Below are 19,575 nucleotides of genomic sequence, written 5' to 3' on the forward strand. Positions count from 1 at the left end.
GCCTACTGTTTGATCTGTGCGTCGATGCGGGTGATCTTCGGTTCGCCGTCGATCAGGCGCAGGTTGGCGGTTTCCTGCATGCCGGCGCTCATCTCGTGGCCGCGCATGCTCATGGTTTCGGTCGTGGTGTCCTTGACGGTGGCGCTCTGGCCGTCGGCGGCAATGTCGATCTGCTCGATATCCACCGCCATCTGGTAGCTGTCCAGCCCGCTCCAGCCCTGTTTCAGCAGTTGCCGATACTTGTCGGCGTCCAGCTCCAGGCTGCCCTGGGGTGCGGAGATCTGGATGGTCACGTCAGCGCTCATCAGCCCCAATACACCCTCGATGTCGCGCTGCGAAGCGACGACGACCATCTTGTCGTAGAGGGCACGGATATTGGCCTCGGTCAGCTCGGTGTCGGCATGGGCGAGTGGAGCGAACAGGCAGAGCAGGGATAGTGCGAGCTTCTTCATGGGTCATCCTTGTGTGGCTGCCTTCGGCATGAAGGCCGGGTTCGATCCTAGCGAGATCGCGCGGGTAAAAGAAAGGCTGCGCTCAGCTTCAGCCGCGAATGCGCAGTGGAACCTCTATCGCGGCTAAAGCCGCTCCCACAGGAACGGTGTAGTATGACCCTACCGGTGCGAGGGGCAGGTCTTTTTGGGAGCGGCTTCAGCCGCGATAGGTGCTGCAACCTCTTCAGGCTTTCAATCCCGATCCGGTGCGCCGAGCGGGAAGAAGGCGCGATACGGCCGTGCCTCGTCCACCGCCCTGGCGAAGGAGGGCCGCAGTAGCAGACGCTGGCGGTAAGCACGTACGGTCGGAAACGCCTCACCGATGGGTTGGGTCCAGTCGGCATAGAACAGGAAGGGCGCCGCCGCACAGTCGGCCAGGCTGAAGTGCTCTCCTGCGGCCCAGGTTCTGCCCGCCATCCGCTGTTCCAGCCAGGCATAGGCCGTGTCGAGCATCGCGCGGGCCTCGACCACGCCCTGCGCGTCGCGCAGCTCCACGGGGCGCAGGGCGTCGAACACGCACTTCTGCTGCGGGGTGGACAGGTAGTTGTCGAAGAAGCGATCCATGAAGCGCACTTCCAGCGCCTGCTGCGGGTCGTCCGGAATCAGCCTGATCGGCCCCGGATGACGCAGCTGCAGGTGCTCGATGATGATGCTCGATTCCACCACCGTCTGGTCGTTGTCCCGCAACAGCGGGAAGCGCCGCAGCGGCCACAACTCGGTCAGTCGCTGCATGTTCTGAGGCTGCTCCGCGGCGAGCAGGCGGTACTCGAAGGGCGTGGCGTTCTCATACAGCGCGATCAGCACTTTCTGGCAGTAGGAGGAGAAGGGGTGTGCGTAGAGTTCCAGGGCCATGTCGCATATCTCCGTGAAGGGGTTGCTACTGGTCGAACGGCGAACGCTTCAATCGACAAGCTGCGCCGTTTCCTCCACCAGCCAATCCAGCAGCGCCTTGACCGCCGGCTGGCGTTCGCGCCCCGGCACGCAGAGCGCCAGGTAGCGGGCGCCGGGCAGGCTGATATCGGCGCGGTAGGGTTGCAGCAGGCCGTTGGCCAGGCTGTCCGACACCAGCACCGAGCTGGCCAGCGCCAGTCCCTGACCGGAAATGGCGGCCTGCAGGGCATAGTGCTCGTCGGGGTAGTCGCGGCAAGTGGCTGTGCTTACCCAGGGTTCGCCGGCCAGTTCCGCCCAGTTCTGCCAGGACGGCAGGCCGGACAACGGTGCCTCCCAACCGACCCCGATCAGATCGGCGCCCCCGTTTGCCAGGCGTTCATGCAGCTGCGGGGCGGCATAGGCGGCGAAGCGCTCTTTCATCAGCTCCCGCTGGAACAGTTGCGGGTAGTCGCCCAGCCCGCAGCGGATGGCCAGGTCGATACTGGCATCGCGCTCCAGGTCGACCAGCTCGTGACTGGTTTCGATACGCACGCGAATCCCCGGATGTTGGCGGTAGAAGCGGCCCAGGCGGGGAATCAGCCACAGTGCGGCGAACGCCGGCATGGTCGTGAGGCTGATGCTCTGTTCCCCGGCCTGCGGGCGCAGGGCTTCCAGGCTGTGGTCGATTTCCAGCAGGGCGCCGTGCAGGCTGCGGCGCAGGCGCTCGCCGGCCTCGGTAACGCGCACGCCACGCCCCAGGCGTTCGAACAGCAGCACGCCCAGCCACTGTTCCAGGCCACGGATCTGATGGGACACGGCGGTCGGGGTGACATTCAGCTCCAGCGCGGCGGCGCGAAAGCTGGCCAGGCGCGCGGCCGATTCGAAGGTGCGCAGGGCGGTGAGCGGCAGACGGGCGAACATGCTTGTTCCTGAATGGTGAGTTGAATTCATCTTGGCGAACTATAGGTCATTTGTCCGCGAGGGGCGTCTTCCCTAGAGTCTTGGCCTGTGCGACGCCATTTCCGGCGCGCGGTGAAGAGAGATGAAGTGATGCAAGGGCCAATGAGAAAAGTGACGCAGGCCGTGCTCTACGAGCTGGTCGGGGCGCTGTTCGTGGCGCCGGTAATTGCCCTGGCGTTCGACAAGGGCCTGATGCATTCCGGAGCCCTGGCCCTGCTGTTGTCGCTGCTGGCCCTGAGCTGGAACATGCTTTTCAACAGCTTGTTCGAGTACTGGGAGGCGCGGCAGGCGCGGCGTACCCGTACGCTGGGCCGGCGCTTGCTGCATGCCCTGGGCTTCGAAGGGGGCTTGGCCCTGCTGCTGGTTCCGGTGATGGCCTGGTGGCTGGATATCGGCTGGCTGGAGGCACTCATCGCCGATATCGGTCTGCTGACGTTCTTCTTTTTCTACGCCTTCGCCTTCCAGTGGGCCTTCGACCTGCTGTTCGGCGTGCCGGATTCGGCCAAGGAAACGCTGCTGTGCTCGGGCAAATGCTGAGTCTGGTTCACGCAATCAGGCGCGCCTGAGGCATGCCCTGGCGTCGACCGAGGACGAGGGGTGCAGGCTGGCACCTGGCTGATTACAGGTGAATCAGCGCTGTAGCTCAGCGCGCTGAGCGTGCGTTCTTCGCGGCGATCCACTGCGCCATGTACTGGGTGCTTTTGTGCAGGTGGTGACGCAGCATGCTGCCGACGAAATTGGCTTGGCGCTCGGCCTGCAGGTTGTCGCGCAGGTTATGCAGGCGCTCGATCAGCGCCTGGCCGGACTGCTGGCGGTCGAAACGCTCGGCAAGGATATGGGCGCCGTTGGCCTGGGCCCGTTGCCACAGCGCCTGTTCCTGATACAGCGCCACGGCCGCGTCGGCGAAGGCTTCGGCGTCGCTAGCGATAGTGCCACCCCAGGGCAGTTGGCCATGCATGCCTTCGCTGCCGATCGGCGTAGTTACGCTGGGGGTGCCACAGGCCATGGCGTCGGCCAGCTTACCCTTGATGCCCGCGCCGAAGCGCAGCGGCGCCAGGCACACCCGCGCCTGCACCATTACCGCGTGGGCATCGGCAGCCCAGCCCAGCACATGGAAGCCCTGCTTGCCATTGTGCAGCGCGGTGGCCTTGGGCGGCGGGTAGGAACCGTAGATGTGCAGCTGCGCCTGCGGCAGGCGCTGGCGGATCAGCGGCCAGAGCTGGTGCTTGAGCCACAACACCGAATCCCAGTTGGGCGCATGGCGGAAGTTGCCGATGCTGAGAAAGTGCGCGCGCTGCTCGAACCGCGGCTGCGCGGTGGCCGTGGGAATCAGCATCAGGTTGCAGAGGTGCAGCAGGGTTCCCGGCACACCGAACCGCTGCAGCAGCAGCGCCTGCTCGAAGTCGGAAATCAGCAGCGTCAGGTCACAGCGGTAGATGGCGGCGATCTCGCGCTGGGCCATGTCGTCCGAGGTCATCGCCGCGAACAGCTCTGCAGAGTTGGCGAGCAAGGGGCCTTGCTGCTGTTTCTCCGCTTCGCTGCTACAAGCCTGCTGGGCCGCCTTGAGCAGGCGCTGACGGGCATCGCGCAGGCTATGCAGATCGCTGGTTTCGAGGATGCGCAGGGCATTCGGGCAGTGTTTCTCGACACGCCAGCCGAACTGTTCCTCGCTGAAGAAACGGTCGAACAGCACCAGATCCGGCTGCAATTCGCGAATGAAGGCATCGAAGCTGTCGCAGTTGAGGGTGATCGGCACTTCCGGCACATCGAGTGCCGCCAGGTTGGCGCGATGCTCTGACAGCGCGGCGGCGCTGGCGAAGGTCACCCGCCAGCCCTGGGCACGAAACAGCTCGATCAGCTCGATCATGCGACTGCCGGCGGCGGAGGAACGCGGCTCGGGCCAGACATAGCCGATGATGAGGACGTTGTGCATGCAGCGTGGCTCGCGGGGTGGGGCGGCGATTATAGCGGCAGGCTCGATGGCGAAGGCGCCACCGAGCCCATCCGATGCCGCTTCAGCTGCGTGGCGAACGAATGGCGCGCCAGAGGCTGAACAGACTGAACAGGAACAACCCGGCGACGCCGAGCAGGGTCCAGATGGTGAACGGGATGCCGATGATGGTGTAGTCGTTCTGCCCGCAGATGCCGCCGCTCATGAACACACCCGGCAGGTATTCATGCAGGGGCAGGTAGTCGGAATAGAAGGGGAACGGCCAGCAACTGGTGCTTTCCATGATGCCGATCTCGATCAGCGCCACATGGGCGTTGTCGACCACGGCCATGCCGCTGCTGGCCAGCAGCAGCGGCCAGAGCACGAAGCCCAGCCAGTTCTGCTTCAGCGCCGCCGTGGCGCTCAACAGCAGGGCGAGGATGGCGGCGAGGCTCAGCCACAGGCGGATCTGTACGCACAGGGTGCAAGGGTCCCAGCCCAGCACATGCTGGCAGAACAGCGCGCCGGCCAGCATTGCCACACAGGCCAGGGCGATGAAGAGAGGGAGTACGAGAGCAGGGTTGCGTCGGCTCATTCCAGGTTCCAGAACGTCATGGGGAAAATGCTCGCTGCTTGTACCAGTTGCGCGCCGTAGCGGCAACGCAGCAGTGCTGGTTGGTCGGTTCGGCAGGCCGAGCGTGTCTTCGTTCGATGCCCTGCAGACAAAAAAATCCCCACGGCCAGGAGCTGAACCGCGGGGATGAGCAATGGCCGACAAAGGGCGGTGTCGGCCCAGGAGGAATGGTTGTGGAGCTGGTGTCAGCCCGCAGGCGGCGTCGATGCCGGCTGTGCCTGGCCTACCAGCTGTGGCTGCCAGCCACCGCCGAGGGCCTTGTAGATGGCGACGATGCCGCGATACAGCTCGACCTCGGCCTGAGCCTGGGCATCCTCGGCGGCCAGGCGCTCGCGTTCGGCGTCGAGCAGCACGAGGAAGTCGACCGTGCCTTCGCGGTAACGCACGCCTGCCTGTTCGGCGGCGGCGCGGCTGGCTTCCGACTGCCGCACCAGGGACACCAGGCGTTGCTGGCGCTTGCTGTAGTCGCTGAAGGCGTTCTCCGACTCTTCCAGGGCCAGCAGGACCTGTTGCTCGTAGCTGGCCAGGGCGCCATCGGCATCGGCCTTGGCGCCGCGCAGACGTGCCCGCACGCTGCCCAGGTCGAACGCGGCCCAGGTGATGGTCGGCGCCACACCCCAGGCCCGCGCATCGGCGGCGCCCAGTTGCGAGCCGCGGCCGGCGGTAAAGCCGAGGAAGCCGGAGAGGCTCACCCGCGGGAACAGGTCGGCCGTCGCCACGCCAACATTGGCGGTGGCGGCTGCGAGCTGGCGTTCGGCCACGCGGATGTCCGGGCGGCGGCGCAGCAGTTCGGCGGGGTCACCGATCGGCAGGGCCTTGGCAATCACCGGCAGCGGCTTGGGCGACAGGTCGACGCTGAGCTGCTCCGGCCGCTGGCCGAGCAGGGTGGCGATGCGATGACGTGCGCGGGCCTCTTCGGCCTGCAGTTGCGGTAGGGTGGCTTCGGTGGCCGCCAGGCGCGCATCGGCACGCAGCACGTCCAGTTCGCTGCCGATGCCGGCTACCCGCAGTTGTTCGGTGAGCGCCCGCGACTGGCTCTGGTTCTTCAGGTTTTCCCGGGCGATGTGTTCGCGCAGCTGGGCGCCGCGCAGGTTGCCGTAGGCGTCCACCAGTTCGGCGATCAGGCTGACCTGCAGCTGATACAGCTCGGCCTCGGCGGCTTCGCTCTGTGCCTCGCTGGCTTCGATGGTGCGCTGGATACGGCCGAACAGGTCGAGCTCCCAGGCCATGTCCAGACCCAGGTCGTAGCGCTCCTGACGGATACGTTCCTCGCTGCTCGGCGGTTGTTGGGCCTTGCCGAACTCACCGCTGGCGCGACTGGTGATAACCGGCATCTGGTCGTTGCCCACGTCGTCGCGGATGGCCCGGGCGCTGCGCAGGCGGGCGAAGGCCACGCGCAGCTCACGGTTGTCCTGCAGCGACTGTTGCACCAGCTGGCTCAGGGTCGGGTCGTCGAACTGTTGCCACCAGGCCGCTTCAAAGTCGCTGCGCTGGTAGTCGCCTTGCTCCAGGCTGGTCAGCTCGGCCGGCTCGGTATCCGGGGCCCGGTAATCCGGGCCGACGGCGCAGGCGCTGACTGCAAGGGCGAGGAGGGCGGGGAGCAACGGCTTCATGCATGCACCTCGTGAGCAATCGATTGGGCTTTGCGCGCTTCGCGTTTTTCCACGAAACCGCGGATCAGCACATAGAACACCGGTGTCAGCAGCAGGCCGAAGAAGGTCACGCCGATCATCCCGCTGAACACGGCCACGCCCATGGCATGGCGCATTTCCGCGCCGGCACCGGAGCTAAGTACCAGTGGCACCACCCCCATGATGAAGGCGATGGAGGTCATCAGGATCGGGCGCAGACGCAGGCGGCAGGCTTCCAGTACGGCGCTGACGCGGTCCAGGCCTTCCTCCTGTTTCTCCTTGGCGAACTCGACGATGAGGATGGCGTTCTTGCACGCCAGGCCCACCAGTACGATCAGGCCGATCTGGGTGAAGATGTTGTTGTCGCCGCCGGAGATGATCACCCCGACGATGGCGGAGAACAGCACGGTCGGCACGATCAGGATCACCGCCAGCGGCAGGCTCCAGCTTTCGTACTGGGCAGCCAGCACCAGGAAGGCCAGCAGCACGCAGAGCGGGAAGATGAAGATCGCGGTATTGCCGGCCAGGATCTGCTGGTAGGTCAGGTCGGTCCACTCGAAGGTCATGCCGTTGGGCAGTTCGTCATTGAGCAGCTTGCTGATCGCCGCCTCGGCCTGGCCGGAGCTGTAGCCGGGCGCGGCCGCACCGTTGATCTCGGCGGTGATGAAGCCGTTGTAGTGCATCACCCGATCCGGACCGGAACTGTTGTCGACCTTGACGAAGGTGGACAGCGGCACCATTTCGCCACGGTTGTTGCGCACCTTGAGCTGACCGATCTGCTCCGGCTCCAGGCGGAACTGCTGCTCGGCCTGGACGTTGACCTGGTAGGTGCGACCGAAGCGGTTGAAGTCGTTGGCATACAGCGAACCCAGGTACACCTGCATGGTGTCGAAGATGTCGCTGATGGCAACGCCGTGGGTCTTGGCCTTCTCGCGGTCGATGGCGGCGTCGATCTGCGGCACGTTGACCTGGTAGCTGGTGAACAGCGACATCGGGTTCAGTTCCGGCAGCTGCCGCGCCTTGGCCAGGATGTTCTGGGTCTGCTTGTACAGCTCCTCGTAACCCAGGCTGCCGCGATCTTCCACCTGCAGGCGGAAGCCGCCGATGGTGCCCAGGCCGCGCACCGGTGGCGGCGGGAAGATGGCGATGTAGGCATCCTGGATCTCGGCGAACTGCTGGTTCAGCTCGGCGGCGATGGCCGCGGCGCTCATGCTCGGGTCCTTGCGGTCTTCGAAGGGCTTGAGCGGAGTGAACACGATGCCGCTGTTCGGGCTATTGGTAAAACCGTTGATCGACAGGCCGGGGAAGGCCACGGAGTTCTCCACGCCAGGGTGCTTGCCGGCGATGTCCGACATGCGCTTGATCACTGCCTCGGTACGGTCGAGGGTGGCGGCGTCCGGCAGCTGGGCGAAGGCCACCAGGTATTGCTTGTCCTGCGGCGGCACGAAGCCGGCCGGAGTGCTGGCAAAGCCGAGATAGCCGAGTACCAGCAGGCCGCCATAGACGAACAGGGCGATGCCGCTGCCGCGCAACACGCGCTTCACGGTGCCGACATAGCCATGGCTGGCCCGGTCGAACAGGCGGTTGAAGGGCGCGAACAGCCAGCCGCCGAACAGCTTGTCCAGCACTTTGGAGAAGCGGTCCTTGGGCGCGTGGTGGTCTTTCAGCAGCACGGCGGCCAGGGCCGGCGACAGGGTCAGCGAGTTGAAGGCCGAGATCACCGTGGAGATGGCGATGGTCAGCGCGAACTGCTGGTAGAACTGCCCGGTGAGGCCGGAGATGAACGCGGTCGGTACGAACACCGCGCACAGCACGAGTGCCGTGGCGACGATGGGGCCGGTCACTTCCTTCATGGCCTGGCGAGTGGCTTCCACCGGCGTCTTGCCGAGGCCGATGTTACGTTCGACGTTCTCCACCACGACGATGGCGTCGTCCACCACGATACCGATGGCCAGCACCAGACCGAACAGCGACAGGGCGTTGAGCGAGAAGCCGAAGAGGTGCATCACGGCAAAGGTGCCGATCAGCGACACCGGCACGGCGGCCAGCGGGATGATCGAGGCGCGCCAAGTCTGCAGGAACAGGATCACCACCAGCACCACCAGCACGATGGCTTCGAGCAGGGTGTGCACCACCGCCTCGATGGAGCCACGCACGAAGATGGTCGGGTCATAGACGATTTCGTAGTCCATGCCCTGCGGGAAGTTCTTCTTCAACTCGGCCATGCGCGAACGCACCGAGTCGGAGATGTCGATGGCGTTGGAGCCGGGACGCTGGAACACCGGGATGGCCACGGCCGGCTTGTTGTTGAGCAAGGAACGCAGGGCGTACTGGCTGGAACCCAGCTCGACGCGGGCAATGTCCTTCAGGCGGGTGATCTCGCCATCGTCACCGGCGCGGATGATGATGTTCTCGAACTCTTCCTCGCTGACCAGACGACCCTGGGTGTTGATCGACAGCTGGAAGCTGTTGCCGGCATCCGAAGGCGGCGCACCGAGCGAGCCTGCCGCGACCTGGCGGTTCTGCTCGCGAATGGCGGCGACCACGTCGCTGGCGGTGAGGTTGCGCGAGGCAACCTTGTTCGGGTCCAGCCACACGCGCAGCGAGTAGTTGCCCATGCCGAACAGCTGCACGTCGCCCACGCCGTCCAGGCGCGCCAGCTCATCCTTGATGTTGAGCGCGGCGTAGTTGGACAGGTAGAGCATGTCGTAGCGATCGTCCGGCGACGTCAGGTGCACCACCATGGTCAGGTCCGGCGAGGACTTGTCCACGGTCACGCCGAGGCGCTGCACTTCGGTCGGCAGAGTCGGCATGGTGCGGGTCACGCGGTTCTGCACCTGCACCTGGGCGGTGTCCAGGTCAGTGCCGAGGGCGAAGGTGATGGTCAGGCTCAGCTTGCCGTCGTTGGTCGACTGCGACGACATGTAGAGCATGCCCTCGACACCGACGATGGCCTGCTCCAGCGGCGAGGCCACGGTTTCACCGATGACCTTGGGATTGGCACCGGGGAAGTTGGCGCGCACCACCACGGTGGGCGGCACGACTTCCGGGTATTCGCTGATCGGCAGCTGGAACAGCGAGATCGCCCCGGCGATCAGGATCAGCAGCGACAGCACGGCGGCGAAGATCGGCCGCTTGATGAAAAACTGGGAAAAATTCATGGCGTTCTACCTCAGCCGCGCGGTGCGGTGCGGGTGGGGGCTTGCTGATCGGCCACTTTCGGCGAATCACGGCTGTCCACGGCCTGACGCAGGCGCGCCAGCTGGGCCAGGGTGTCCTCGTCGGCCATGGGTACGCTCTGCGGGTCGACGGTGGCGCCAGGCATGGTGCGCTGCAGGCCGTTGACCACGATCTGCTCACCCTTGACCAGGCCGCTGCGCACGATGCGCAGGCCTTCCAGCTTCGGCCCCAGTTCGATGGCTCGGTATTGCACGGCGTTGTCCTTGTCGAGCACCAGGACGAACTTCTTGCCCAGGTCCGTGCCGACCGCTTCGTCCTTGATCAGCGCAGCGGGGTAGGTGCTGCTGCCGACCAGCTTGAGGCGGGCGTAAAGGCCGGGGGTATAGAAGCCTTCGCTGTTGTCGAACACGGCGCGACCACGGATGGTGCCGGTGCGCGGATTGACCTGGTTGTCGAGGAAGTCGAGGTGCCCCTGATGCGGGTGTCCCGTTTCGCTGGACAGGCCCAGGTATACCGGGCTGTCGCCGCGGGCATCACCACCGGACTTGCGGGCCAGCTCGACATACTTGAGGAACACACGCTCGTCGGCGTCGAAGTAGGCGTAGACCTTGTCGGTGGAGACCACCGAGGTCAGCAGCGACTGGCCGGCGTTGACCAGGTTGCCCTCGGTAATCTCGGCACGGCTGACGCGGCCGTCGATCGGCGAGGTGATACGGGTGAAGCTGAGGTTGAGCTGGGCGTTGTCCAGTTCGGCCTGGGTAGCTGCGACGGCGGCTTGTGCCTCGGCGGCGGCGCTGGCGCGGGCATCGGCCAGTTCGGCGGAGATCGCGTTGCTCTGGCGCAGGCGCTCACCACGACGGGCTTCGCTGGCGGCGCGGGTCTGGCTGGCACGGGCCTGTTGCAGCTGCGCCTGCAGGCGCTTGACCTCGGCCTCGAACGGGCGCGGGTCGATCTGGAACAGCAGTTGGCCTTTCTTCACCAGGCTGCCTTCGTCGAAGGCAACCTTGTCGATGTAGCCGGACACGCGCGGACGCACTTCAACCGACTCGGGCGCCTCAAGGCGCCCGGTGAACTCGTCCCACTCGTTGATCGGCTGTTCGATCACTTCGGCAACGCTGACCTTGGCCGCAGGTGCCTGCTGGCTGGTTTCCTCGGCTTTGCCGCAGGCGCTCAAGACCAGAGCGGCGGCAACGGCCAGGGGAAAGCGCCAGGAAAGAAGATTGTTTGACTGTTCCATGAGTGACTCCGCCAGTCGGATTTGGGAATGGGCGGAGTCTGCTGGGACGAGTTTGATGAGACGAATCGAACAATCCGAAGATGACTATCATCCGGAATGATGATTGCGGCGGTTGCGTTGATAGTTGCGGTAAGGCCCGGCGTAGAGCCTCTGTCGAATCACTCCAGGCTGTCGGGGTCGCCGCAGAACATCTGGATGCGCGAGCGTAGCCAGCGTTCGGCCGGATCGTTGTCCTGGGCGCCGCGCCAGGCCATGTGCAACTCGAACGTGCGCGAGGGCACGGGCAGCTCTTCGGCGCGCAAACCACCAGCAGCGGTCAGGGCGGCAGCGGTGTAGTCCGGCACGGTGGCCAGGATATCTGTGCCGGCGAGCAGCGTACCCAGGCCGTTGAATTGCGGCACAGCCAGGACCACGCGGCGCTTGCGTTCGAGCTTCTCCAGCGCGTCGTCGATAAAGCCGGTGAGGTCGCCGGCGAAGGACACCAGGGCGTGCGGGCGGGCACAGAAGTCGTCGAGGCTGACCGCCCCTGGGGCGCTATCGGCGCGCAACAGCTTGGGTTTGCTGCGGCGCAGGACCTTGCGCTTGGCGTTGGCCGGCAGTTCTTCGGTGTAGCCGACACCCACGGAGATCTCCCCGGAGGCCAGCAGGTTGGGCATCAGCAGGTAGTTGGCGCGGCGTATCACCAGCACCACGCCGGGGGCCTCGCCACGCAAGCGCCGTAGCAAAGGCGGCAGCAGGGCGAACTCCACGTCATCGGACAGGCCGATGCGGAACACCGCATTGCTGGTCGCCGGGTCGAAGTCGGTGGCGCGGCTGACGGCGGTGGAGATGGAGTCCAGTGCCGGGGAGAGCAGGGCGAAGATCTCGGTGGCCCGCGCGGTCGGCTCCATGGTGCGCCCGGTACGCACGAACAGCGGATCGTCGAACAGACTACGCAGGCGGGCGAGGGCGGCACTGATGGCGGGCTGGCCGAGGAACAGCTTTTCCGCCGCGCGGGTCACGCTGCGCTCGTGCATCAGCGTTTCAAACACGATCAACAGGTTGAGATCGACACGGCGCAGGTCGTTGCGGTTCATGTTCCAGCTTCCATCCGGGAGTTCGTGAAAGGTGCGTGCGCGAGCGGCTGGCGTCAAGTCTGCGGCACTGTTCGAGTTGAACCTGCAGGTTTCCGGATCATCCATATTTATGGTGACTATCAATGGCGGCGGGTAGTTTTGCCGGGAAAGCCCGTATAGAGTCCGTGGCCATAGCAATATGAAGGCGAGGTGTTCGATGTCCCGCATGATCCGTTTCCACCAGTTCGGCGATGCCAGTGTGCTGCGCCTGGATGAGGTGCCGACCCCGAAACCCGGTCACGGCGAAGTACTGGTGCGTACCCAGGCTCTCGGCGTGGGCTGGCGCGATGTGTTGTGGCGCCAGAACCTGGCCCCTGACCAACCGGCGCAGTTGCCGGCGGGTGTCGGTTTCGAGCTGGCCGGCGTGGTCGAGGCCGTCGGCCCGGGCGTCGAGGATCTCGCGGCCGGCGTGGCAGTGGCCAGCTTCCCGGCTTTCAGCCCCAACCAGTATCCGGCCTGGGGCGACCTGGTGCTGATGCCGCGCAGTGCGCTGACTCGTTATCCCGAAGTGCTCAGCCCGCAGGAAGCGGCCGTGCACTACACCCCCTACCTGCTGGCCTATTTTGCCCTGGTCGAACTGGCCGAGGTGCAGCCGGGCCAGCGCGTGCTGGTCACCGAAGCCGCGCATTGTCTGGCGCCGCAGGCGGTACAGATGGCCAAGGCACTGGGCGCCACGGTGATCGCCGCGACCAGCGAAGGTGAAACCCGCAGCTACCTGCGTGAACTGGGTGCGGACAAGGTGATCGACACCGAGGAACAGGATCTGGTGCTGGAAGTGGAGCGTTTCACCGACGGCAAAGGCGTGGAAGTCGTGATGGATCAGTGCGCTGGCCCGCAGATGAAGCTGCTCGGCGACGTGGCTGCAACCCGTGGCAAGCTGATCATCTATGGCGTCAACGGCGGCAACGACGCCGCTTTCCCGGCCTGCGCCGCGTTCAAGAAACACCTGCAGTTCTTCCGCCACTGCTTGATGGACTTCACCGGGCAACCCGAGCTCGGCCTGGAGCGTGATGAGGCGGCAGTCCAGCGTGCGCTGACCCGCATCAATCAGATGACCGCAGATCGCCTGCTCAAGCCGACCATTGCCAAGACGTTTGCGTTCGATGACTTCATCGCCGCCAACCAGTTCATGGAAACCTGCCCGGCCGGTGGTCGTGTAGTGATGACGCTTACCCCTTAACCGGGGTGCTGCTGGCAGAACGCCGCCTCCGGGCGGCGTTTGTGTTTCTGCCGATAATTCGACTGCAATGCTTGTAATGATAAATATTATCATTAAGATGCGCATCACGTTGCAGCCGAGGATCGGGCTATGGGAACGTTTCATCGTTGGGGGGAGCCTGCCGGCATGCCGGTATGCCTGGCCTCCGACACCAGGAACAACGGGCTGGAAAGTCTTTACGCCGGCCACCGCCGCGTGCTGATCGACGCGGCCAAGAGCGTGCTCGGCTGCCGTGCCCGTGCTGAAGACGTGGTGCACGACGCCTTTCTCAAGCTGTGGGAGAGCGGCGACCGTCACGCCATCGACGACCCATTGCGCTACCTGTTCCGCATGGTGCGCAACCTGTCCATCGACCGCCTGCGCCGCCAGGCGCTGGAAGGGCGCTACAGTGCCGACGAGGAGCTGCTCGACGAGCTGCCTGCGCCGCAATCCGGCCCTGAGCAGCGCGCCATCGGCCAGCTGGAATGGCAGCGCTTGCAGCATGCCCTTGGCGAACTGCCCGAGCGTACTCGCACCGTCTTCACCATGAGCCAGCTGGAAGGCTATAGCCAGCGCGAGGTGGCCGCCCATCTCAGCGCCTCGCCGACCCTGGTGCATTTCCTCCTGCGCGATGCCCTCAAGCACTGCCGCAACCGCCTCGAATCCGCGGCGGCCTGACGCCTGCGCCGCTCTGGACCCGACATGAAACTGCTCAAGCTGCTGTTCCGTGACAACCGCCTGCCGCTCTCCGGCATCGTTCTGCTCAGCCTGTGCAGCGCGATCCTCAGCGTCGGCGTGATCGCCTTCATCAACCTGCGTCTGATTCGCCTCGAAGGCGAGCTGGGCACGGCCCTGGCCAGCTTCCTCGGTCTGCTGGCATTGCTGCTGCTGTGTGCAGGGGCAGGGCAGATCGCCCTGCACACCCTCGGCCACCGCTTCGTCTACCGCCTGCGCCGCAGCCTGGTACGCCGTGTGCTGGACACCGATATCGAGCGTCTGGAGCAGATCGGCGGAGCGCGCATCCTCGCCAGCCTGTCCAGCGACATCCGCAACATCACCATCGCCTTCGTCTATATGCCGGAGCTGGTCTACGGCCTGATCCTCAGCGCGGCGGCCTTCAGCTATCTGGCTTGGCTGTCGCCGGCGCTGTTCGGCATCACCGCTGCCTGGTTGGGGTTGACCCTGCTGGTCGGCTGGTTCTTCGTCGGCAAGGTCAACCAGCACATTCGCCTGCTGCGTGAGGCCGAGGACCGCCTGTACCAGGACTACCAGGCGATCATCGACGGTCGCAAGGAACTGGCGCTAAACCGCGACCGCGCGCGGCGCCTGTATGACGAGGAGTTCGACCGCGACGCCCGTGCCTATCGTGACAATGTCACCCGCGCCGACATCTTCAATGGCCTGGCCGGCAACTGGGCCAACTGCATGGTGCTGGGTAGCATCGGCATCCTGTTCTTCTGCGCCAGCGGCCTGGGTTGGGCTTCCGGCGAGGTTGCGGCCACCTTTGCCCTGACGGTGCTGTTCCTGCGTGCGCCCATGGTCGCCACGGTCGCAGCGCTACCCAGCCTGCTGGCTGCGCGCATCTCCCTGGACAAGCTGGAGACCCTGGAGCTGGCACCAGAAACCGCCGAGATTGCCGGTGTGAATGCCCTGGGCGCCTGGCAGAGCCTGCGCCTGGCAGGTGTCGAGTACCGCTACCCGGGCGAGGGCGACGAGGCCGGTTTCGATGTCGGTCCCATCGACCTGGAGCTGCGCCGCGGCGAGCTGGTGTTCCTGGTGGGCGGCAACGGCAGCGGCAAGTCGACCCTGGCGCGCCTGCTCACCGGCCTGCATCGCCCGGCCGCCGGTGAGATCCAGCTGGATGGTCGCGCGGTTGAGGCGCACGAATGGCAGGCCTATCGCCAGCTGTTCGCCAGCGTATTCACCGACTTCCACCTGTTCGCCCGCCTGCTCGGCCCGGCCGGTGGCGAGGTGGAGGAGCTGCTGGTAGGCAACTGGCTGGAACGCCTGCGCCTGCGTCACAAGGTGCGTTTCGCCGAGGGTCGCCTGGCCGATACACGCTTCTCCCAGGGCCAGCGCAAACGCCTGGCGCTGATGCTGGCGATGCTCGAGGACCGCGACATCCTGATCCTCGACGAGTGGGCCGCTGACCAGGACCCGCTGTTCCGTCGCCTGTTCTACCGCGAGCTGCTGCCGCAGCTCAAAGCGGCCGGCAAGACCATCGTCGCCATCACCCACGACGACCATTACTTCGACCAGGCTGACCGCCTGCTGAAGATGGATGGTGGCCGCTTGCTGGAGCTGACCGGCGCCGAGCGTGAGCGCGCCACCCAGGATGCGGTGCGCGAGATCGGCGGCTCCATCCCGGCATAAATCCTTCGCGCTGGAGACAGCCTCGCTTGGAGGCGGTCTCGTCACATCCGCGAAATGGAATTAAATGAAAATTATTCGCAGCTTCGCGCGTCTTTAAGTCGTGCAAATCAATCCGAGGTAATCCCATGAGCCTGGACAACCCGCAAACCACTTTCCTGGTGGTGGTCAACGACGAACAGCAATACGCCATCTGGCCGGCCTACAAGGCCGTGCCGGCCGGCTGGAAGGAGGAGGGCGTGCGCGGCGACAAGCCGACCTGCCTGGCGCATATCGCCAGCGTCTGGACCGATATGCGCCCGCGCACTCTGCGCGAGGCCATGGACGCCTGATGCAGCTGTTCTGCCTGGCTCATGCCGGCGCCAGCGCCATGCCTTACGCACGCTGGCGCAAGCGCCTGCCGCGCTGGCTGGAAGTTTGTCCGCTGGAGCTGCCAGGCCGCGGCGCGCGCGACAGCGAAGAGCTCTGTCAGGAGTTGCCGGCATTGCTGGCCGACCTCAAACAGGCCTGGCACCGCGAGTGTAATGGGCCGTATCTGCTGTGGGGGCACAGCCTCGGCGCGATGCTGGCCTTCGAGCTGGCCCAGGCGCTGATCGCCGGGGGCCATGAGGCGCCGCTGGCGCTATTCGCTTCCGCCTCGCGTGCGCCGTCACGACGCCTGCAGGCGCCGCGCATGACGTTGCGCAGCGACGGTGAGCTGTTCGCCAGCCTCGATGGCTTTGCCCGGCTGCCGCGCGAGCTACTGGCCGACCCGCTGTTTCGCCACGAGCTGCTGCCGGTGCTGCGCAGCGACTTCGCCCTGGCCGAGAGCTATCGCTACCAGCGCCGCGCGCCCCTGCCTTGCGCGCTGCATGTGCTCGGCGCACGGCGCGACAGCCTGAGCGAAGACGACCTGCGCGCCTGGCGCCGCGAGACGCGTAGTGATTTCACCCTGGAGTGGCTGGATGGCGACCACGCCTATCTGCGTCCCCAGGAAGACGAACTGCTGTCCCTGATCGAATTCCATGCCTCACGCCTGCTGCGGCGCGAGGCGGCCGGCATGCCTCTGGGCGCCTAGGCCATTTTTGCGAGGTTCTGCCATGAACGCACCTGTCCCGACCAACATTGCCCTGCAATGGGCGCCGCTGTCCTTCGCCCAGCAGCGGTTGTGGTTCTTCAGTCACCTGGAAAGTGCCAGCACCGCCTATAACATCGGCGGCCTGCTGCGTTTCGAGGGCGCGCTGGATGTGGACGGCCTGCGTCATGGCCTGGACCAGGTGTGTGCCCGTCATGCGGCGCTACGCACCCTGCTGCGCGAACACGATGGCCTGGCCCAGCAGGCCGTGCTGCCGGTCGGCCCGATGCCACTGGAGATCATCGATCTGCGTGGCGACGCCGAGCAGGTCGAGGCGCTGGCCCGCGACTTTATCGAGCGCCGCTACGCACTCACCGAAGGCCCACTGGTGCGCTGCGCGCTCTATCGCCTGGGTGAGAACAGTCATGCACTGGCGGTGGGCATGCACCACATCATCTCCGACGCCTGGTCGGTACGGCTGTTGGTGGAGGAGGTGGCCGAGTTCTATCGCGCGCGCCAGCAGGGCCGTCAGCCGTTCATGACCCCGCAGCCGCTGCAGTACAGCGAATACGCCGTCGGCCAGCGTGAGTGGCTGGATAGCGAGGCAGGTCTGCAACAGATGCAGTTCTGGCGCGAGCGCCTGGGGGGCGAGCAACCGCCGCTGAGCTTGACACCCGATTACCCGAACAACGCCCAGGCTGCCCGTCGCGCGGCGTATCGCATGTTGCAGTTGGACCCAGCCCTGGTGGCGCGCCTCAGCGACCTGGCCAAGGCCAATGGCGCCACGTTATTCACCGTGCTGCTGGCGGCCTTGCAGCTGCAACTGGCGCGCCTGTCCGGCCAGCGCGAAGTGCGCATCGGCGTACCGGTGGCCGGCCGCACCAAGGGTTATGAGCGCCTGGTCGGTTTCTTCGTCAACACCCTGGTGCTCAAGGCCGAGCCACGTCCCGAACTGTCGGTGGCGGATTGGCTACAGCAGACCCGTGCCGGGCTCAAAGAGGCGCAGGCCCACCAGCAGATGCCGTTCGAGCGCCTGGTGGAGGAGCTCGCGCCGAGCCGCAGCCTGGGCCAGCAGCCGCTGTTCCAGGTGGCCTTCAACTACCGGCGCCAACACCCGCTGGCGGCTGACTGGCTGCCGGGCATCGAGACCGCCCTGGACGAAGTACCGTCCAGCCAGATTCCCTTCGACCTGGCACTGGACGCGGTGCGTGACAAGGGCGATCAGCTGTCGATCAACTTCGCCTACGCCGCCGACCTGTTTGCCGAGAGCAGCATCGAACGGCTGATCGCCGGTTTCGTCGAAGTGCTCGAGGGTTTCGTCAGTGCACCACAGGCGGCACTGGGCGAGCTGCAGCTGGTCAGCAGTGGTGAGCGCCGCTTGCTGGCGGAGTGGAACAAACCGCGACAGGCCTTCGATGCCTCGCGCCTGCTGCCGGAGCTGATTGCCGAACAGGCTCTGTTGCGCCCTGAGGCCATCGCCCTGGCGCATGGCGCCGAGCGGATTTCCTTCGCCGAGCTGGAAGTCCGATCCAATCGCCTGGCCCAGCTGCTGGTTTCCCACGGCGTGCGCCCGGAATCCCGCGTCGGTGTGTCGCTGGAACGTGGCAACGCGATGATCGTCGCCATGCTGGCGGTGCTGAAATCCGGCGGCGCCTTTGTGCCGCTGGACCCGGATTACCCGCGCGAGCGCCTCAGCTACATGGTCGAGGATTCGGGCCTCAAGTGGCTGATCACGTCTTCCGATCTGGCCGAGCGCCTTCCGCTGGGCGAGGGCGTCGATCCGCTGTATCTGGATCAGCTGGATCTCGCTGCCTTCGACGCTTCAGCTCCAGCCATTCAGCTGCATCCGTTGAATCTGGCCTACCTGATCTACACCTCCGGCTCCACCGGCCAGCCCAAAGGCGTGGCGGTGAACCACCTCGGCCTGAGCATGCATGTGCAGACCATCGGCCAGCGCTACGGCATGACGCCGGACGATGTGGAACTGCACTTCGCCTCCATCAGCTTCGACGGTGCCCTGGAGCGCTGGACCGTGCCGCTGGCCTTCGGCAGCCGCCTGGTGATTCGCGATCAGGAACTGTGGAGCGCCGAGAAGACCTGCCAGGTGATTGTTCAGGAAGGCGTGACCATCTCCTGCCTGCCGCCCAGCTATGCCCAGCAACTGCTGGACTGGGTAGAAAGTCAGAACCTCAAGCTGCCGGTGCGTTCCTGGACACTGGGTGGCGAAGCCTTTACCCGCGAGACCTACGAGCGCCTGCAACGCGTGCTCGAACCCAAGCGCATTATCAACGGCTACGGCCCGACCGAGACTGTGGTTACGCCGCTGATCTGGGAGGCCTATCCGGGCGACTCTTTCGAAGTTGCCTACGCGCCGATCGGCAACCCGGTGGGCCCGCGCAGTCTGTATGTGCTGGATGCCGAACTGAACCTGCTGCCCATTGGCGTGGCTGGCGAGCTGTATATCGGCGGCGAAGTCGGTCTGGCACGCGGTTACTTCCAGCGCCCGGAGCTGACCGCCGAGCGCTTCCTACCCGATCCGTTTGGCACAGCCGGCGAGCGCATGTACCGCACCGGCGACCTGGTGCGCTGGCGTGAAGACGGCACCCTGGACTATCTGGGCCGGGTGGATCATCAGGTAAAAATCCGTGGCTTCCGTATCGAACTGGGCGAGATCGAGAGCCAGCTGCTGGCCCTGGAAGGCGTACAGGAAGCGGCGGTGATTGCCCGTGAAACCCCTACCGGCAAACAGCTGGTGGGCTATGCGGTGCTGAAACACCCCTCTCCCTCTGGGAGAGGGGAAGGGGGTGAGGGAGATTCCGAGCTGCACGGTGAGTCTGAGTCGCACGCCGAGACCCTCACCGGTACGCCGGCCGCCCCAGCCCTCTCCCAAAGGGAGAGGGGGCTA

At 65.5% G+C, this 19,575-nt stretch carries 16 protein-coding genes; 7 read left to right on the forward strand and 9 right to left on the reverse strand.

Translation table 11 applies throughout. The features are described 5' to 3' along the window. Positions 1–2 precede the first annotated feature (2 nt). From AYB31_RS06520 to AYB31_RS06530, 3 genes are all read right to left on the reverse strand, one after another. The gene (locus AYB31_RS06520; RefSeq protein ID WP_068826974.1) at positions 3–452 is read right to left on the reverse strand and encodes a nuclear transport factor 2 family protein; all 450 of its coding nucleotides are present in this window, start codon (positions 450–452) and stop codon (positions 3–5) included. A gap of 231 nt (positions 453–683) precedes the next feature. Further along, positions 684–1,343, reverse strand: a complete 660-nt coding sequence (locus AYB31_RS06525; RefSeq protein WP_068826976.1) for a glutathione S-transferase family protein — start codon at positions 1,341–1,343, stop codon at positions 684–686. Between the two features lie 48 nt (positions 1,344–1,391). Beyond that, positions 1,392–2,282 (reverse strand): LysR substrate-binding domain-containing protein, encoded by an 891-nt coding sequence (locus AYB31_RS06530; protein ID WP_068826977.1) that lies wholly within the window; start codon positions 2,280–2,282, stop codon positions 1,392–1,394. A 129-nt stretch (positions 2,283–2,411) separates the two neighbouring features. Between AYB31_RS06530 and AYB31_RS06535 the strand changes: the two genes are divergently transcribed. Beyond that, positions 2,412–2,858 (forward strand): PACE efflux transporter, encoded by a 447-nt coding sequence (locus AYB31_RS06535; protein WP_068826979.1) that lies wholly within the window; start codon positions 2,412–2,414, stop codon positions 2,856–2,858. 106 nt (positions 2,859–2,964) lie between these two features. Here AYB31_RS06535 and AYB31_RS06540 read toward each other — a convergent pair whose 3' ends face one another. The 6 genes from AYB31_RS06540 to AYB31_RS06565 form a co-directional block, all read right to left on the reverse strand. Beyond that, complete coding sequence (locus AYB31_RS06540) at positions 2,965–4,254, reverse strand: glycosyltransferase (protein ID WP_068826980.1); 1,290 nt, start codon at positions 4,252–4,254, stop codon at positions 2,965–2,967. 82 nt (positions 4,255–4,336) lie between these two features. Continuing rightward, positions 4,337–4,846: a disulfide bond formation protein B gene (locus AYB31_RS06545; protein WP_068826982.1), complete on the reverse strand. Its 510-nt coding sequence runs from the start codon at positions 4,844–4,846 to the stop codon at positions 4,337–4,339. Positions 4,847–5,070: 224 nt separating this feature from the next. Further along, positions 5,071–6,498 carry an efflux transporter outer membrane subunit gene (locus AYB31_RS06550; RefSeq protein ID WP_068826983.1) on the reverse strand — a complete coding sequence of 476 codons (1,428 nt, stop codon included), beginning with the start codon at positions 6,496–6,498 and terminating at the stop codon, positions 5,071–5,073. Continuing rightward, a complete protein-coding gene (locus tag AYB31_RS06555) occupies positions 6,495–9,677 on the reverse strand; it encodes an efflux RND transporter permease subunit (RefSeq protein WP_068826985.1) in 3,183 nt (1,060 codons plus the stop codon). The genes AYB31_RS06550 and AYB31_RS06555 overlap by 4 nt, the downstream gene beginning before the upstream one ends. 11 nt (positions 9,678–9,688) lie before the next feature. Beyond that, entirely contained in the window at positions 9,689–10,933 is a 1,245-nt protein-coding gene (gene mexE, locus AYB31_RS06560) for a multidrug efflux RND transporter periplasmic adaptor subunit MexE (protein WP_068826987.1), read from the reverse strand. A gap of 158 nt (positions 10,934–11,091) precedes the next feature. Further along, a complete protein-coding gene (locus AYB31_RS06565) occupies positions 11,092–12,009 on the reverse strand; it encodes a LysR family transcriptional regulator (protein WP_068826988.1) in 918 nt (305 codons plus the stop codon). Positions 12,010–12,205: 196 nt separating this feature from the next. Here AYB31_RS06565 and AYB31_RS06570 point away from each other — a divergent pair, with 196 nt between their 5' ends. The 6 genes from AYB31_RS06570 to AYB31_RS06595 all read left to right on the forward strand — a co-directional run. Further along, positions 12,206–13,228, forward strand: a complete 1,023-nt coding sequence (locus tag AYB31_RS06570; RefSeq protein WP_068826990.1) for a zinc-dependent alcohol dehydrogenase family protein — start codon at positions 12,206–12,208, stop codon at positions 13,226–13,228. A 129-nt stretch (positions 13,229–13,357) separates the two neighbouring features. Beyond that, the gene (locus tag AYB31_RS06575; protein ID WP_153020655.1) at positions 13,358–13,924 is read left to right on the forward strand and encodes a sigma-70 family RNA polymerase sigma factor; all 567 of its coding nucleotides are present in this window, start codon (positions 13,358–13,360) and stop codon (positions 13,922–13,924) included. Between the two features lie 24 nt (positions 13,925–13,948). Further along, a complete protein-coding gene (locus AYB31_RS06580) occupies positions 13,949–15,619 on the forward strand; it encodes a multidrug ABC transporter permease/ATP-binding protein (RefSeq protein ID WP_068826994.1) in 1,671 nt (556 codons plus the stop codon). Between the two features lie 125 nt (positions 15,620–15,744). Further along, positions 15,745–15,948, forward strand: a complete 204-nt coding sequence (locus AYB31_RS06585; protein WP_068826997.1) for an MbtH family protein — start codon at positions 15,745–15,747, stop codon at positions 15,946–15,948. Then, the gene (locus AYB31_RS06590; RefSeq protein WP_068826999.1) at positions 15,948–16,673 is read left to right on the forward strand and encodes a thioesterase II family protein; all 726 of its coding nucleotides are present in this window, start codon (positions 15,948–15,950) and stop codon (positions 16,671–16,673) included. Before AYB31_RS06585 ends, AYB31_RS06590 begins: the two co-directional genes overlap by 1 nt. A gap of 22 nt (positions 16,674–16,695) precedes the next feature. After that, on the forward strand, positions 16,696–19,575 hold a 2,880-nt coding region (locus tag AYB31_RS06595), incomplete at its 3' end, for an amino acid adenylation domain-containing protein (RefSeq protein WP_201787424.1).

The organism is Pseudomonas sp. BMS12, assembly GCF_001592875.1.
GTDB lineage: Bacteria > Pseudomonadota > Gammaproteobacteria > Pseudomonadales > Pseudomonadaceae > Aquipseudomonas.